Here is a 17,983-nt window from a genome sequence, read left to right on the forward strand (position 1 = left end):
CTTAGCGTATTCGGGTCCGGGTATTTCACCAAACATAAAAAATTCTTTCCCTAGTATAGCATAATTACATGACAGAACGACTCCAAAATGACTTTTAAACCAATCTTCGATATAATTAAAGAACAGATGTTTGAACAAGGAGAGATCATTTTGAGCAATGAACCTTTAGCATATCGAATGAGACCAGAAACAATAGATGAATTAGCAGGCCAGCAGCATGTCATAGGCAAAGATACCGCTTTATATAAAATGATAAAAAACGGGCACGTCCCTTCTATGCTTTTATACGGTGATCCTGGCGTCGGTAAAACTTCACTTGCTTTCGCAATCGCAGGCACGACTAAACTCCCTTTTGTTGCTCTAAACGCTACTAAAGCCGGCAAAAAAGATGTAGAAGATGTCGTGGCAGATGCACGATTAACCGGGAAAGTCATTTTGTTTTTAGATGAAATCCATCGATTCAACAAGCTGCAACAGGATACACTTTTACCTCATGTAGAAAACGGATCTATTATACTAATTGGTGCAACAACTGAAAATCCCTTTCACGATGTAAATCCGGCAATACGATCCCGTTGCGGAGAGATTAAACAATTAAAGCGTTTAACAGCTGAAGATGTTGATATGCTTCTTGAAAGAGCATTGGAGGATAAGATTAAAGGGCTTGGAAGAATGCAAATTGACCTAAAGATCGAACAAAGAAAGAAAATAGCAGAAGCAGCAAATGGGGATGCAAGAAAAGCCTTAACACTATTAGAATCCACGATATTCGCAAGCTTTGAAGAAAATGGTGTGACAAAAGTGGAAGATTCTATATTGAATAGTCTAGTAGATAGAGTCGGCGTGTTTGGAGATAAAAAAGGATCTCATTTTTATAATCTTTTATCTGCACTGCAAAAATCGGTCCGCGGAAGTGATACAGATGCCGCTCTTTATTACCTTGCACATTTACTAGAGAACGGAGATTTAGTCGCTGTTTCGAGAAGATTGCTCGTCATGAGTTATGAAGATATTGGTCTTGCGAACCCTACTGTTGGACCACAAGTTCTAGCTGCAATTCAAGCCGCTGAAAGACTAGGGCTACCAGAAGCACGTATACCACTCGCTAATGCGGTAGTGTTAATGTGTTTATCAGAGAAATCAAACTCTGCATATGCTGCTTTAGATACAGCGATTACAAGTATTCATCAAGGAAAAACTGGAGACATCCCGAGCCATTTAAAAGATACGCATTACGCTGGAGCAAAAGACCTTGGGCACGGAGGATACATTTATCCGCATAATCATAAAATCGGTACTTTTGGTGGCTGGGTCAACCAAACCTATCTACCAGATAATTTAGTTGGAACAAAGTTTTATAAACCAATAGAAGCTGGCGAAGAAAAACGTCTTGCAGCTATTTACAGTCGTTTGGAGAAGTTTAGAACGGAGAAATAATGAATAAGAAAAATACTAGTGTCCTTTAAGTGCATCTGGTCTTTACTATTTCCAGAGTGCTTTGGACGAAACATCAGCTACACTATTAACGAAGAATTTTAGAGAGGATCTGGAAGTAAATGCGTCACTTCCAGGTCCTCTCTTTTCAGTAATCTTGTGGCGGATGTTTGTCCGTCGCCCTCTTGAAATAGGTAGAAACAAGGTGCATTAGGTTTGGTTAATGAGAGATTAGATACTTTCCAATTCTTTTAAAAGCGGACGAAGATACAATTTCGTCCGCTCAGCACTTCTTAATCAATAGATATTATCTATTTCCTCAAATTCCACCAAATCTAATTATCTACCCACTGATTCATTTATACATTTCACCGAGTGCCGTGGTCTAAAGAGAAGCCACAGTATTACCCGGGGAATATTCGGAGATCTATACTGACGTTCGTTCGTATCTTTCTTTAAAAGAGTTGATCCATGCAAAAAATATTCACAGCGTCACAATTTATAGTTCACAAAACAATAAAAATCCAGCTAAAAAATCTTTAGCTGAATTTTTATCAGAAACCTAATAAAGTCGATAGGTTAAACACCCATTTTTCTTCTAGTATTGCTCACTTTTTTTGTCTGTTGGCTCTTTGCTTTTTGATTGGTTATGGAGCCGTTACCTGTTGATTTACCGCCAGAAGCTTGATTTTTCTTTTCTTCAAGTCTTTGTTTTACCGCTTCTTGTAAGGTCATTTTCTTTTTCGGAGCATCTTGGTTGTTTGTTTCAGTCATTTTTATCCCCTCCTCAGTTGGTCACTATTGTAATTGCTTTAATTATAGTATAGGCTATAAGGAAAATATTTCAACTAATTATTGCACGCGATTAATAGGAATTGATTTTGTTATGTCATTTATTACCCAACTTGCGCAAATTAAACCTACGGAAGATGGAACGAATGCATTCGAAGATGGCGGCATTTTTGCTTTACGAATTGCTGCATCTGGTTTCCCCACCGTCTCAACTACATCTTCGCGAACAATTATAGGGCTTTCATCTGAAAAGACAACAGGAATTCCTTTTGTAATACGATCTTCTTTGCGAAGTTTTGTTCGAATGATTTTTGCAATTGGATCAGTATGTGTTTTCGATATATCCACTATTTTGAAACGAGTTGGGTCCGTTTTATTTGCTGCACCCATACTGGAGATTATTTTAATCCCTCGCGATAAACATTCTTTCATCAAGTGAATCTTATAGATAATTGTATCCGAAGCATCAATTACATAATCAATATTCATAGCAAAAAATTGTTCATACGTTTCATCTGTATAAAACATATGCATATCAATTACTTCACAAGCTGGATTAATATCCGCAATACGCTCTTTCATTACTTCTGACTTAGAACGTCCAACGGTAGAGATATATGCCACTAATTGACGATTAATATTGGTAATATCTACATTGTCTTTATCGACTAATATTATCCGTCCGACGCCACTTCTGGCACAAGCTTCTGCAGCAAACGATCCTACTCCTCCAACACCTAAAATAGCAACCGTCGTATTCTTCAATAAATTGATTCCTTCTGTCCCAACTGCAAGTTCATTTCTTGAAAATTGATGTAACATTTTAAAACACTCCATTTATATCAGATTAGTCGGATTAATAATTTTAAAAACGTGAAAAGTCTCGCTAAGCCATGCAAAGGGAGCTTCCCTGATGCGACCATTGGAAATGAAAATCATTATGTAGAAAAGTATTTATTTCTATTGCCATGAAAAACCCCCCAGCATTTCTTGCTAGAGGGATTAAAATTGAATTAGGACGAATCCCGATCGTGCCGACAAATAGAGCGTATCGTTTTGAACCCGCAAGTAGCAGGTGGGTGTCCTCTTTACTATTTCTGGCGTCCCGTTGAAGGGCATGTCATACATAATAAAAGTTAGACTCCCGACGATTTAATTGTTCGGTCAAAACTGATTGGCATGCTGCGAACACATCAGGATTCGTATTACTTGTATAATAGCACATGTTTTTTGAAACATCAATAATTACATTGCGTTATTATTTAACTATTCTGAACAAAAACATTTAGGCTTAATTCCTTAAGTTGGGCTGTAGCTACTGGACTAGGTGCTTGTGTTAACAAGCAACTTGCACTTGCAGTCTTAGGGAAAGCAATTGTATCGCGTAAGTTTGTACTTCCAGAAAGAAGCATTACTAATCGATCTAAACCAAATGCTACACCGCCATGTGGTGGTGTTCCATATTCAAATGCTTCCATTAAGAATCCAAACTGCGCTTTAGCCTCTGCATCCGAGAAACCAAGAATCTCAAACATTTTTTCTTGGACATTTCTTGAATAAATACGAAGTGAACCTCCACCAAGCTCGTAACCATTCAAAACTAGGTCATAAGCTTGAGCACGTACTTTACTTGGATCTGTGTCCATTAAAGTAAGGTCTTCGTCGAATGGTCGCGTAAATGGATGATGAGCTGCATAATAACGCCCTTCTTTTTCGTCGTATTCAAATAACGGCCAATTGACAACCCATAAAAATTCAAATCGGCTTTCATCAATTAAGCCTAGCTCTTTCCCAAGTTTTAATCGAAGTGCACCTAACGCATCTGCTACTACAGATTTTTTGTCCGCTACAAACAATAGTAAGTCTCCGGAAGATGCTTCCAATTTTCCGATTAAGCCCGTAGCAGCTTCTCCTTCGAAAAACTTAGCGATAGGTCCTTTAAGACCTTCTTCGTCGACTTTTAACCATGCAAGACCTTTTGCCCCGTATACTCCTGCAAATTCACCAAGAGCATCGATATCTTTTCTGGAATAGTTATCAGCTGCACCTTTTACATTGATTGCTTTTACTTGACCTCCATTTTCAACTGCAGAAGCAAATACTTTAAATGGACTTTCTTTCACGATTTCAGATAGGTCAACTAATTCTAATCCGAAACGAACATCTGGTTTATCAGAACCGAATCGATCCATTGCTTCATCATAGTCCATCCGATTGAAAGGAATTGTCACATCTACACCTTTTACATCCATCATGATCTTTTTCATCATGCGTTCATTCATCTCGAGAATATCATCCATCGATAGAAAACTCATTTCCATATCGATTTGTGTGAATTCTGGTTGACGGTCTGCACGTAAATCTTCATCGCGGAAGCATCGAGCAATTTGGTAATACTTTTCAAATCCAGATACCATTAACATTTGCTTAAATAACTGTGGAGACTGTGGTAAGGCATAAAATTCTCCTCCATGCACACGGCTAGGAACTAAATAATCACGTGCTCCTTCTGGAGTAGATTTTGTTAAAATAGGTGTTTCCACCTCTAAAAACCCTTCATCATCTAAGAAACGTCTCACTGTTTTAGTAATATCTGATCTCATTTTAAAAGTGTCATACATAACTGGTCTTCTTAAATCTAAGTAACGATATTTTAATCGAATATCTTCTCCAGCATCTGTCTGATTTTCAATAGCAAAAGGAGGGGTTTTTGCTTCATTAACAATAACTATTTCTGTTGCATGAACTTCTATAGAACCAGAAGACATATTTGGATTTACTTGATTTACTGCACGTGCAACTACCGTCCCATGTACTTCGATGATAAATTCATTACGGATTTTTTCCGCGATTTGAATAGCAGTTTCCGAAATTTCCGGGTTAAAAACTACTTGCACAAGACCAGAACGATCTCTTACATCTACGAATATTAGCCCACCTAAGTCTCTTCGTTTTTGTACCCAACCGATTAATTGTACTGATTCTCCAATAAGATGTTCATTTAATTCGCCACTAGTATGTGTTCTTTTCATAATACTTCCTCCACTCAAGCTTAAATGCTATTTTTCAGTTTTTCTACTAATTCATTCCACGGAACAAGCTGTTGTTCTCCATTCGATAAATTTTTCAGCATTGCACTTTCTTTTTCTATTTCATCCTCACCAATAACAAGCACAAATTTTGCTTTTAGGCGATCCGCTGATTTCATTTGGGTTTTGATTTTTCTATCTAAATAATCCATTTCTGCTGTAATATTATTTTGTCGAAATACGTTTGTAAGCTCGACTGTTTTTTTCTTCGCAGTCTCACCCATACCGATTAAATATACATCTAGATTAGAAAGATCTGCCCATTTATTATTTTCCGCTTCCACTGCAAGCAGAAGTCGTTCAATACTCATTGCAAAACCAATACCAGGCGAATCTGGCCCACCAAGTTCTTCTACAAGCCCGTTGTAGCGTCCCCCTCCAGCAAGTGTTGTAATAGCACCAAAACCTTCAGCAGCACTCATAATCTCAAATGCTGTGTGATTATAATAGTCAAGCCCTCTAACTAAATTAGGGTCTACTTCAAATGGAATGTTCAAAATGGACAAATACTCTTTTACTTTTTCAAAGTAAGCTGCTGACTCTTCATTTAAATAATCTGCTAAAGAAGGGGCAGTTGCCATTAATGAATTGTTGCGATCCACTTTACAGTCCAAAATGCGAAGAGGATTTTTTTGTAATCTATTTTGACAATCGGAACAAAAATTTTCTATATGCGGCTCAAAATGATCAACTAGCGCTTTTTTGTGTGTAATTCGGCTCTCTGTATCACCTAGCGAGTTTATAACAAGTTTTAGCTTTTTGAGTCCAGCTTTTTGATAAACAGCCATTGCGAGAGAAATTACTTCCGCGTCAATTGCCGGATCCGCACTACCAATGGCTTCTATACCAAACTGAACAAATTGTCTATATCTTCCCGCTTGCTGTCTCTCATAACGGAACATCGGTCCCATATAATATAATTTTACCGGTTGATCCGGGTAACCAAACATCTTATGTTCCACAAATGCACGTACTGCTGAAGCTGTTCCTTCAGGTCTTAACGTTAAGGAACGATCACCTCTATCTTGAAATGTATACATTTCTTTCTGCACAATATCAGTAGTATCTCCTACACTTCTTGTAAATAATTCGGTATGTTCAAAAATCGGAGTCCGTATTTCTTTGTATTGATACAGACTACATGTTTCACGTATTAACTCTTCCACTACTTGCCATTTGCCTGTTTCTGATGGCAAAATATCTTGTGTTCCTCTAGGTACTTTAATGTCCATGGCAATTGCCCCTTTCTATTGCAAATAAAAAAGCCCTCATCCCTTGCTAAATAGCAAGGGACGAGAGCTTGTATTAGCTTCCGCGGTTCCACCCTAGTTGGCCAAAAATAATTGACCCTCTCTTTTCTGGATAACGACCAGTACCGTTTCTGCCTACTAAAGAATATCTCTTTCGACAAAAAACCTCTCGAATGTTGTTCACTGAGTGCGTATGTAGGAAAGATTTCAGCCACGTCTTTCCTTCTCTTTTCATCCGTTGAAAACAGTTACTTTTTCGGTCATCGGCTTGATTTTGATTTTTAATTATACCTTATCTTAATGACAGGAATGAAATAAGTCAACCCTTTTCAATAAAAGGTAGAAATTTTATGACAGAATATTTACAATAGGATTAGGAGGGATTCAATGATCGACAAACTAATGCATAAAATGACAATTTTCATTCTTACTATTGCACTAATTATTCCCATCATTCATGTGTATGCACAAGAAAATGAAGTGACCGTAAATATTTCTTCCCTTAAAGTTCGTTCTGGTCCTGGTCTTACATACGATATTATCGGCACTGTCGGACAAAATGACAAGCTTACTGTAATTGGAAAAGAAAGTGACTGGCTTCATATTAAATTTGGTAACTCTACGGGATGGGTTGCTAGCTGGTACACGAAGTCTGAATCAATTGAAATGACCAATAAGCAGGTTGTTTCCAAAGTAAACAAATTAAATGTGCGATCGGAGCCGTCTTTATCTTCAGCAGTAATTGGTCAATTACAAGAAGGAAGTCAAATCTCAGCCTTTAAAACAGAGGGGGATTGGATAGAAATACTCTTCAACGATCAAAAAGGATGGATACATAGCGAGTATGTTACGATTGTTGACCAAGTAATCAAGGACGAGCCTAAAGTAGAGACTTTTTCTACAGGAGAATTTTTTTTAGTTTCCGTTGATGTGTTAAATGTTCGTTCAAAAGCAGATCTTTCTTCCAAAAATATTGGACAAGTATTAAAAGATGAGTCGTTCCCAATAATTGAAAAAAATCATAATTGGGTGAAAATCCAATTAGAAAATGGGAAAAAAGGATGGGTTTATAGTTTTTATGGCAGCTATACAGAACAGCCAAAGCCATCCAAGTCAATTACAACTACTCCAAATGAAACAATTAAAATTCTATATAACGGAACTAATTTACGATCTCAAAGCACCACAAGTAGTGACGTTGTTGATCGTGTAGATGCTGGTCAATCATTTACCGTTTTAGAAAAAATAGATGATTGGTATAAAATTGAACTGACGAATAATACGATAGCTTATGTAGCTAGCTGGGTTGTTTCTTCAAATGATACTTTACCAACTTCTACTAAAGAACCATTAGCAAAGCGAGAAAAGGGTACGTTAAAAGGACTGACACTAGTTATTGATGCTGGCCATGGAGGAAATGACCGTGGTACAACGGGCGCACTAGGTACAGATGAGAAAGATATCACTCTCTTAACCGCAGAGTTATTGGCTTCTAAATTGCAAGCAGCTGGTGCAAATGTCATGATGACTAGAGAGTCTGATGTATATGTAGATCTTCGTAAACGTGTTTCTATTGCTCACCAGGCTGCAGCTGATGCTTTTATTAGTCTTCATTATGATGCAATCGAAAACAGTTCTGTTCATGGTTTTACGACCTATTACATGCACAATTATCAGAAAGAACTTGCTTCTTATGTGCATAAAGAGCTTGGTGACATGGTTTCACTGAATGATCGTGGAATACAACAAGGAAACTATTTAGTTCTTCGAGAAAATAAACAAAAAGCAATATTAATAGAGTTAGGTTATTTAAGTAATCCATCTGAGGAACGTCAATTGACTACCGCACAATTTAGAGAACAGGCAACTCGTGGAATATACAACGGAGTGATCAATTATTTTGATGCACAAATAAACTAAGCTGTAATGTCCCAAAAAGGTTGTTATAAATCAGACTGTAGACAAACTCGATAAAAACTGAGTTTGCCTACAGTCTTTTTTTAGAGATAATATGTATTTTGATTATCGTCCTGCGAAGCCAGTGTTCATAGTACTTTAAAGAATTAAATAATGCCGCGGATTTCCTTTTCAGGTGGAAGCGTTCGTTGTGATGGCTAATCTGTCTCCGAGGATCGAAGGCTAAGAGCGCCACATCGTGTGGCAACGCCTTCGTGACCAACATCCTGTTGGCCTCCGTCTGGAGTCGCCACCTTTCACTTTAATCCATTAAGTGAGTAGTATCAGACAAGAAGATTTAGCCCAGCTATCGCTAAGAGGATAGAATTAGTTTAAGTAAACGTAGTGATCATGAATCCTGTAATCGTTGCTGAATACGAAATACTATTGCTTTTTAAAATTTTGGTGAAATTTTGTGCATCCGGATAAAATATAGTTCTCTAACTAATGTCCATAGGATTTACATGTCATCTATCTTACTAAGCAATTATAATTCTCCCCATACATACTAGTTGATTGGTGCGCAGGCGACGACTTCTGCGGGAATAGCAGATGTTTAGTGCACTGAAAGAGAAACGAAAGGCCCCGCAGGAACGCAGTGACGAGGAGACTGAAGCCATGCCCGCGAAAAGCGTCCGCCGTAGCGGAAAGCAACGTCATTCAAATGCTACTCTTCTTAAAAGTACCGGACATCTTTTTGCCCGGTTTTTCTTATTAATTAGAACGGAAGTATAATCGATTACAGAAAAAAGGACCGTGAAGTGATCCAGTCACTTTACGCTCCTTTTTTCTAGCTGTAATAGTGTAAGCTAATGTTTAGTACAATGCGCGCAGAGAAATGTAAAGATAAGGTGGATTTACAATTCGCTTAGGCTTCTAACATGATTGTCACAGGTCCATCATTTGTAAAAGTAACATCCATCATAGCGCCAAAGACGCCAGTTTCTACAACAAATCCTTTATCGCGTAACTGATGATTAAAAAGTTCCCATAATGGCTTTGCAACCTCTGGACGTGCAGCATCAATGAAGCTTGGTCTCCTACCTTTACGTGTATCTGCGTATAATGTAAATTGAGAAACGGAAAGTATGGAACCCCCACTTTCGGTAATAGAGTGATTCATTTTACCATCTGAATCTTCAAATAGACGTAACCCAGTAATTTTATCCACTAAATAACTTATTTCTTTTTCGGTATCTGTTGTTGTAATACCGACTAATAATAAATACCCGTGGTCGATGGAACCAGTTACTTTACCATCCACTGTAACAGAAGCATTTTTGCATCGTTGAAGTAGAACCTTCATGCTAAGAAAACCCCTTTAATTAATAATACGTTGAACCGAATATACATCTGGCAATTGCTTTATACGATCGGCCACTTTATGCAAATGAGCAATATTTGTAATTTTAATCGTCAAATGAATAGTTGCTATATCGTTTTCTGATTTTCCAGTAACAGCTGCAATATGTGTCTTCGATTCATTTACAACTTGTAACACTTCATTTAATAAGCCAGGTCGGTCAAATGCAGATACCTCGATATCCACTTGATAATCTTTTTTCACGGATGTATCTGTCTGCTCCCATTCCACTTCTATAATTCGTGATTGGGACTCATCATTTTGTACATTCGGACAATCTGCACGATGTACCGATACACCTCTGCCTTTCGTGATAAAACCAACTATTTCATCCCCTGGTACTGGACTACAACATCTGGAAAGACGAATAAGTAAATTTTCTATCCCTTTTACAATAACGCCAGACTCAGTTGACTTTGTAACAACGGGGGCTTTCATTTCAGTGGTAATTTTTTCTAACGCTTCTTCTTGATCACGTTTTTTACGCATTTTCTCAGCTAAACGATTTACTACTTGTTGGGCTGTAATTCCATTAAAACCTACTGCAGCGTATAAATCCTCTTCCCCGGCAAATGCATATTTTTCACAAACTCTTTTAATATTTTCGGCAGTCAATACTTCTTTCAATTCAAACTCTTGTGCTTTAATTTCTTTTTCAACTTGTTCTTTACCTTTTATCACATTTTCGTCACGAAGTTGTTTTTTAAAGAACTGTTTAATTTTATTTTTCGCTTGAGAGGATTGAGCAATTTTTACCCAGTCACGACTTGGACCAAATGATTGTTTAGAAGTTAATACTTCTATAATGTCTCCTGTTTTTAGCTTGGTATCAAGCGGAACCATTTTACCATTTACTTTCGCACCGATTGTTTTATTACCAACTTCTGAGTGAACACGATAGGCAAAATCAATTGGAACAGAACCAGCAGGAAGTTCAATTACATCACCCTTAGGAGTAAACACATAAACCATATCGGAAAATAAATCAAATTTCAATGATTCCATAAACTCTTCTGCATTCGATGATTCCTGTTGAAATTCAAGGATTTCTCTAAACCAGGTTAGTTTAGAATCAATTGTTTGTTTGTTTACTTCCACTTTTTTTCCTTCTTTATATGCCCAATGTGCTGCAACTCCGAATTCTGCAATATTGTGCATTTCTTCCGTTCGGATTTGAACTTCTAGTGGGTCTCCGTTTGGTCCTATTACAGTTGTATGAAGAGATTGATATAAATTTTGTTTCGGCATCGCAATATAGTCTTTAAATCGACCTGGCATAGGTTTCCATAGCGTATGAATAACACCTAAAACAGCATAACAATCTTTTATACTATTCACGATAATTCGCATAGCTAGTAAGTCATAAATTTCATTGAACTGTTTATTTTGGACAACCATTTTTCGATAAATACTATAAATATGCTTTGGTCTACCTGATATATCTGCATCAACTTCCATCTCATCTAGTTGAAGCCGAATATCATTCATAACATTTGTTAAGTATGACTCACGCTCAGTACGTTTTTTCTTCATAAAATTTACAATTCGATAATATTGTTGTGGATTTAAATAACGAAGGGATGTATCTTCTAACTCCCATTTAACTGCAGATATCCCTAATCGATGGGCTAGAGGGGCAAATATTTCTAACGTTTCATTCGAAATACGACGTTGTTTTTCTTCAGGTAAATGTTTTAGTGTACGCATATTATGTAGACGATCCGCAAGTTTAATTAATATAATGCGTATATCTTGAGCCATTGCGATAAACATTTTACGATGATTTTCTGCTTGCTGTTCTTCTTTCGACATATATTTAATTTTGCCGAGTTTTGTCACACCTTCGACTAATAGTGCAACTTCTTCATTAAACTCCCGAACGATATCTTCCCGTGCATATTCCGTATCTTCCACAACATCATGTAAAAAGCCAGCAGCAACTGTTTCTGGATCCATTTGAAGATCAGCAAGAATTCCGGCTACCTGAATTGGATGTAAAATATATGGTTCACCAGAATTACGAAATTGTTCTCGATGAGCATGCTCTGCTAGATTATATGCTTTTTTGACAAATTCAACATGCTCTCCGTTCATATACGTGGAGAGTGTATCGAAAACATCTTCTGCTGTCTTCACTTGATCTTTTGCCATGCTAAATCACCTGATTTCGTTATATTTCTAGAATAGTATATAAGCTATATTGTATATAAAAAAAGATGGACTTGTAAAGTCCACCCTAGTTTGAAATCAATAAATGAGTTCGGAGGTGTATTCACAGACTGAATGCAAGCATTTCTCATCCGCCTGGTTCGATATTTAGTATTGCATTAAAGTACAAATATCGTAGTTACCTAATTTGTTTCTACCATCAAGGTATGTTAACTCGATTAAAAAAGCGCAACCAACTACAACTCCACCTAGTTCTTCCACTAGTTTAATCGTTGCTTCTATTGTTCCACCAGTTGCAAGTAAATCATCTACGATTAATACCTTTTGCCCTGGTTTAACTGCGTCTTTATGCATGGTCAAAACATCTTTACCATATTCTAAACCATATTCAGCACGAATGACTTCTCGAGGAAGTTTGCCTTCTTTTCGTACAGGAGCAAAACCAACTCCAAGTGCGTACGAAACCGGACATCCAATAATGAATCCACGCGCTTCTGGTCCTACAATAATATCAGCATTTACTTTTTTCGCATACTCGACAATTTGGTCTGTTGCATATTTATATGCTTCGCCGTTATCCATAATTGTTGTAATATCCTTAAAACTAATACCCGGTTTTGGCCAATCTTCGACAGTTGTTACATATTGCTTTAAATCCATACTTGCTCCTCCTCAGGAACGGTTTGTACTGCTTTTCGCTCTTCAAACCATTGTTTCAGCTCCATATACGGGGCGTATAATAGCTTATGTTCAAGTTCTATCTTTTTCGCTCTTTGTTTATAGGCTGGTGCTTCAGATAAATCTGTTTTAGCCAGATGATCGTTCAAAACCAACATCCCATTGTCTATTCTAACAAAATTAAGTTCAAAAAACACCTTTGACATAAAATTAATTGTATTTTGACTCCAACCAGTTTGTTTGGACAGCTCATGGATATGTTGCTTTAAAGCAAATGTTTTGCGTTTCGCTAAAAAAGAAAAATACCACTTGAATTGATCTCTAGATGGAATGCCTTCAAAATAAGTAGAATCCTCTGCGTAGAAATGCGCATATATCCTTGACCAATCATGGTATTCGAGTAGTTTATTCAACAAAGTTTCATCCGCAGGCAAATCTAGTAATGTTACATAGTCAGATTTTATTTGCTGCTCGATCACGTCCGTATACTGCCAAATCTTCTCTTTGATAAATGTGGAGAAATGAGAAATAGTTGCTTCATGAAAGGCAACAAATATATTTTTTTCAAGTGAAATCATTGGAAGCCAGCGATTCACTTGACGAATTCCCCGAATATCAAATAGCTGCCAATCATTTGTTTTGACATCTTGAATCATTAGCTGAGGTTTTTTAAGGCCATTCCATTCATTAATCTGTAAATCACCTATAAACGAAAGTTTAGCTGTTGGTGAAATTTCATCTGCTAATTCACCCATTCCAAAACCAATTGCATCTAACACACTTGTGTCTTGTTTAAGCTCCATCTTCACATGATTTTGCGCAGAACCAATTTTCCGAACGGACGCAACTTCCACTTTTTCTATGCAATAGACCGGTTTTGCAAAGCCCATTCCAAATGGAGCAAGTTTTTGTAAAGATTCAATAGCTTCTGTTGTAATTTCATGCATTTCAAGTGGCACGTCAATTAAAACAACAGGTATTAACTGTTCATCTGTCAAACATTCTTTCGCTTGAGCTTGTAATCTATTTTTAAATTCCTCTAAATTCTCTAGAGGAAAAGTCATACCTGCCGCCATGGGATGCCCACCAAAATGAGGAATTATATCACCATTTTTCGCAAGTTCTTTATACATATGGAATCCTTCAATACTTCTAGCAGAGCCCTTTGCAAGCTGTTTTTCTTCATCGATTCCTAACACAATTGCCGGTCGATAATATTTTTCTACAAGTTTCGATGCTACGATACCTAATACACCTGGATTCCAATCATTTTTACCTACTACAATAACACTTGGTCCAGCTAAGATGTTCTCTTTCTCAATCATTGCTACAGCTTCATCTGTAATTTGTTTAACAATTGCTTGACGTTCTTTATTCTTCTCATTCAACATGTTAGCGATCGATAATGCATGCGTTTGTTCGTCTGTTAAAAATAATTCTACTCCTGGGGATGCTTCCCCTAGTCTTCCAACCGCATTTATACGAGGACCGAACATAAATCCGATGGACTCTTCGTTTATGGTTGAAATTTCCACTCCACTAACATTCGCAAGTGCTTCTATTGCTAAAGAATTTGCTCGTTTCATTTGTTTTATACCTTTTTGAACAAAATAACGATTTTCATCGGTCAATGACACTAAATCCGCAATAGTACCGATAGCAACTAAATAAAATAACTCTGTCGGAATTTCTCCAGTTAGTGCATGTGCTACCTTAAATGCCACACCTACTCCAGCTAAATGTGGAAATGGGTAAGTAGTACCCTCAAGTCCAGGATGTATAATAATATCTGCTACCGGAAGTTCTTCCCCTGGTTCATGATGGTCAGTGACAATGACGTCCATCCCAAGACTTTTTGCAAATTGAATTTGTTTGAGCCCTGAAATACCATTATCGACAGTAATTATTAGTTTAACCCCTTCGTCAAACGCCTCTTGAAATAAGCGCTCGCTCGGTCCGTAGCCATCAATAAATCGATTGGGAATTTTAAAAATTACATCTGCCCCTAATGATAAAAGTGTTTTCATCATTACTGTAGTACTCGTAATTCCGTCTGCGTCATAGTCCCCATATACCATAATTCTTTCTTGTCGATCGATTGCTCTATGGACACGTTCTACTAAATGATCCATCCCATTCAGTAGAAATGGATTATGTATATTTTCTTCCGTTAAGTGTAAAAAACTATTTGCTTCCTGTATTGTCTGAAAGCCTCTTGAAACTAAAACTTTTGCGCATACTCGAGGTATAGATAGTTCTTTTTCAAAAGTAGAAACGAGTTTATCATCTGGTCTCGAAATAGACCATCTTTTCTTTGATTGAATCATTTTTTCACTTCCTCAGACTTTATTATACTACAAGAAGTGATATAGCTTGATGGAAAAAAAACCTTTTGACATTTGCCAAAAGGTTTTCTGTTTAAATCGGCTCATTTTCGTCTTTTACAATAACTGAATCCCCAGCACCACTAATACGATTTTCTTGCTGTACACCTAATTCAGTTTGAAGTGATCCGATAAATGCCTCTTTCTTTCCTAGCTCTTTCTCTAATTGTTTTACTTTACGCGAAAGAACAAATGAGCGATATATTGCAACAGAACCACTAAGCAGCGCTCCTAAAAGTGCAGAACCTAAAATGACCAAGATCAGCGGCCACTCTGCTGTTCCAAATACATAATCCACAGGAACTGCGCCTACGTTATAAACAGCAAATAATGCAATCATCAGAGCGAATAATAATCCAAATAATAATGACCATTGAAATTTCACTTCAGCACCTCTTTCTAATTTTCATAAAAAAATGGAACAGAATATATACATGATATACCCTGCTCCATCCATTTGACAACCAAATTGGAAAACTAACTATTATACGACAGGCTCATCAGAACCCCATTTTTTTTCTTCTTTTTTCACTTCAATTCCACCAGTTTTACGTAATTCTTTCACTTTTAGATCAAACCATATTTGAGCTGCGATAAAGATAGAAGAATACGTACCAGCAATTAAACCAATTAATAAAGCAATCGAGAAGTTTCGAATACCTTCTGCACCAAATATTAGAAGTGCTACAGTTACTAAAATAACGGTTAACACGGTATTCACAGAACGACCAAGTGTTTGTCTTAAAGACTTATTAACAATCGTCGCAAGTTCTTCTTCTGTTGTAATCTTTTTGCTACGATGTAAGTTTTCACGAATACGGTCAAATGTAACAATTGTATCATTTATCGAGTAACCGACAATCGTTAAGACAGCTGCGATAAATGTTATATCTACTTCTAAACGTAAAATACTAAAAATAGATACCATTAAGAATGCATCATGGACTAATGAAATGATCGATGCAAACCCCATTCTCCATTCAAAGCGGAATGCCACGTAAATAACGATACCTAAGGCCGCTATAAGAAGTGCCTTGATTGCATTTTTCGCCAACTCTTTACCTACTGTAGGAGAAACACTACTAACATTTGGGTCTATGCCGAACTGTTGAGTCATTTCCGTTTTTAATTTTTTTATTTCATCTTGTGTAAAGTCTTGTTTATAACGAATGACCGCTACGTTACTTTTATCTCCAGAAAGAACAATATCTTCAGAAGGTAAGCCAATTTTTTCAATTTTTTCCGCAACAAACTCTTTCGTTAATGTCTCTGTTGATTGAAGTTCAACTCGGGTCCCTTTTGAGAAGTCGATTCCTAAGTTTAGGTGAATAGTACTCAACAGAATTATACCTGCAATTGTTAAGACAATCGATAAAGTATAAAATATTTTACGATTATGAACAAAGTCAATACGATCAAACTTAGTAGATAAGTCAAGGGTATCCACTTCCTCTTCAGGAGGATGAATGCGTTTCTTCGGAATACCAAACCACCCAGGCTTATTATCAAAATATCCACTGTTTACAAGTAACCCTAACAATATTCTTGAAGCCCATACTGCTGTGATGAAAACGACTAAAATACTAATGATTAACAACGTTGCAAAACCTTTTACAGAACTTGTACCAAAGAAGAATAGCACTGCTGCTGCTAAAAGCGTTGTAATATTCGCATCAAAAATAGCTGTGAATGCCTCTTTTGCTCCAGTATCAAAAGCCTTTTTAACGGATTTACCAACTCGTAATTCTTCCCTTATCCGCTCATAGGTCAGGATATTGGCATCTACGGCCATCCCCACTCCGAGGACAATTGCTGCGATACCTGGAAGTGTTAACACACCGTTAATCCAATCAAATACTACAAGGATTAAGAAAATATACACAACTAATGAAATAACAGCAACTAAACCAGGTAAGCGATAGTAGAAAAGCATGAAAATAAAGATCGCTGCAACCCCTATAATACCCGCCAATATTGTACTACTTAATGCTTGAGATCCAAATTGCGCTCCTACAGATGTGGAATATATTTCCTTTAACTGAACAGGTAATGCTCCTGCATTTAATATACCTGCTAAACTTTTTGTCTCTTCTACAGTGAATGAACCTGAAATTTCTACACTATCTGAGCTAATTCTTTGTGAAACTCTTGGTGCAGAAATAAATTTAGGATCCTTTTTTAAAATCTCTGCCGCATATGAATCTCCATCTTGATAATCTAACCAGATAGCTAAAACATTATATGGAGCAGGTTTTGCAGCTAATTCAGAAGTAACCTCTGCAAATTTGTTAGCGTCCTTTAATTTTAGTGTTACAATTGGTTGCCCTTGTTGATTAAAAGCATCTTTTGCTCCACCTTGTTTTAAATCATTCCCATCCAGCATAATATTATCATCTGAATCACGGAAAGTAAGGTTTGCTTCGGTAGATAGAAGTTCGCGTGCTTTGTTTTGATCTTCTACTCCAGCAAGTTGAACCCGAATACGATTTCCACTTTCAACTTGAATGCTAGGTTCATTTACACCTAATGCGTTAATACGGTTATCTAAAGCAGCTGCCGTATCTGTTACAACTTTTTCCGTAATTTTTTGGTCTTCTTTACCTTTTAAAGGCTCAACTTGATAAAGAACTTCAAATCCACCTTGTAAATCTAAACCAAGTTTAATGTTATTTAAGACACCTGCAACAGTAGGACTGATTGTCCCTGCAAAAATAACGATGAGTAACAAAAACGCTACTATGCGCCCTCTAGCTTTCATATGTATATTTCCTCCTAATAAGCTTCAATAGTCATCGAATGTAGCAAAATAAATGATAGTATACGAGGAAGAAGTTTCTCAACCACCTCATGAGACTGGTATTTCACTTC

At 37.0% G+C, this 17,983-nt stretch carries 12 protein-coding genes, 1 other RNA gene and 1 other annotated feature; of the genes, 2 read left to right on the forward strand and 11 right to left on the reverse strand.

The features are described from left to right. Nucleotides 1–150 precede the first annotated feature (150 nt). Nucleotides 151–1,437, forward strand: coding sequence for a replication-associated recombination protein A (locus PB01_RS12095; RefSeq protein ID WP_151700436.1), 1,287 nt, complete (start codon nucleotides 151–153; stop codon nucleotides 1,435–1,437). A gap of 576 nt (nucleotides 1,438–2,013) precedes the next feature. Here the strand turns inward: PB01_RS12095 and PB01_RS12100 are convergent. The 5 genes from PB01_RS12100 to hisS form a co-directional block, all read right to left on the reverse strand. Beyond that, on the reverse strand, nucleotides 2,014–2,208 hold the full coding sequence (locus PB01_RS12100; RefSeq protein WP_151700437.1) for a hypothetical protein: 195 nt from the start codon (nucleotides 2,206–2,208) through the stop codon (nucleotides 2,014–2,016). Nucleotides 2,209–2,286: 78 nt separating this feature from the next. Continuing rightward, on the reverse strand, nucleotides 2,287–3,048 hold the full coding sequence (locus tag PB01_RS12105) for a tRNA threonylcarbamoyladenosine dehydratase (RefSeq protein WP_151700438.1): 762 nt from the start codon (nucleotides 3,046–3,048) through the stop codon (nucleotides 2,287–2,289). A gap of 196 nt (nucleotides 3,049–3,244) precedes the next feature. Then, nucleotides 3,245–3,429, reverse strand: a non-coding RNA gene (ssrS, locus tag PB01_RS12110) — 6S RNA. 59 nt (nucleotides 3,430–3,488) lie between these two features. Further along, nucleotides 3,489–5,258, reverse strand: coding sequence for an aspartate--tRNA ligase (aspS, locus tag PB01_RS12115; RefSeq protein WP_151700439.1), 1,770 nt, complete (start codon nucleotides 5,256–5,258; stop codon nucleotides 3,489–3,491). Nucleotides 5,259–5,278: 20 nt separating this feature from the next. Continuing rightward, complete coding sequence (gene hisS, locus PB01_RS12120; RefSeq protein ID WP_151700440.1) at nucleotides 5,279–6,547, reverse strand: histidine--tRNA ligase; 1,269 nt, start codon at nucleotides 6,545–6,547, stop codon at nucleotides 5,279–5,281. A gap of 53 nt (nucleotides 6,548–6,600) precedes the next feature. Beyond that, nucleotides 6,601–6,838, reverse strand: a binding site (T-box leader). A 114-nt stretch (nucleotides 6,839–6,952) separates the two neighbouring features. On the opposite strand from hisS, the gene PB01_RS12125 reads away from it, so the two are divergent. Further along, nucleotides 6,953–8,485: an N-acetylmuramoyl-L-alanine amidase family protein gene (locus tag PB01_RS12125; RefSeq protein ID WP_151700441.1), complete on the forward strand. Its 1,533-nt coding sequence runs from the start codon at nucleotides 6,953–6,955 to the stop codon at nucleotides 8,483–8,485. A gap of 904 nt (nucleotides 8,486–9,389) precedes the next feature. Here PB01_RS12125 and dtd read toward each other — a convergent pair. The 6 genes from dtd to secDF all read right to left on the reverse strand — a co-directional run bounded on the left by dtd (nucleotide 9,390) and on the right by secDF (nucleotide 17,873). After that, nucleotides 9,390–9,827, reverse strand: a complete 438-nt coding sequence (gene dtd / locus PB01_RS12130; RefSeq protein ID WP_151700442.1) for a D-aminoacyl-tRNA deacylase — start codon at nucleotides 9,825–9,827, stop codon at nucleotides 9,390–9,392. A gap of 15 nt (nucleotides 9,828–9,842) precedes the next feature. After that, nucleotides 9,843–12,035 (reverse strand): RelA/SpoT family protein, encoded by a 2,193-nt coding sequence (locus PB01_RS12135; RefSeq protein WP_151700443.1) that lies wholly within the window; start codon nucleotides 12,033–12,035, stop codon nucleotides 9,843–9,845. A gap of 165 nt (nucleotides 12,036–12,200) precedes the next feature. Continuing rightward, complete coding sequence (locus tag PB01_RS12140) at nucleotides 12,201–12,713, reverse strand: adenine phosphoribosyltransferase (protein WP_151700444.1); 513 nt, start codon at nucleotides 12,711–12,713, stop codon at nucleotides 12,201–12,203. Beyond that, nucleotides 12,704–15,058, reverse strand: coding sequence for a single-stranded-DNA-specific exonuclease RecJ (gene recJ / locus PB01_RS12145; protein ID WP_151700445.1), 2,355 nt, complete (start codon nucleotides 15,056–15,058; stop codon nucleotides 12,704–12,706). The genes PB01_RS12140 and recJ overlap by 10 nt, the downstream gene beginning before the upstream one ends. A 91-nt stretch (nucleotides 15,059–15,149) precedes the next feature. Continuing rightward, the gene (locus tag PB01_RS12150; RefSeq protein ID WP_151700446.1) at nucleotides 15,150–15,500 is read right to left on the reverse strand and encodes a LapA family protein; all 351 of its coding nucleotides are present in this window, start codon (nucleotides 15,498–15,500) and stop codon (nucleotides 15,150–15,152) included. Between the two features lie 99 nt (nucleotides 15,501–15,599). Continuing rightward, nucleotides 15,600–17,873, reverse strand: a complete 2,274-nt coding sequence (secDF, locus tag PB01_RS12155) for a protein translocase subunit SecDF (protein WP_151700447.1) — start codon at nucleotides 17,871–17,873, stop codon at nucleotides 15,600–15,602. Between the last annotated feature and the right edge of the window lie 110 nt (nucleotides 17,874–17,983).

This window comes from Psychrobacillus glaciei (assembly GCF_008973485.1).
Classification (GTDB): Bacteria; Bacillota; Bacilli; order Bacillales_A; family Planococcaceae; genus Psychrobacillus; species Psychrobacillus glaciei.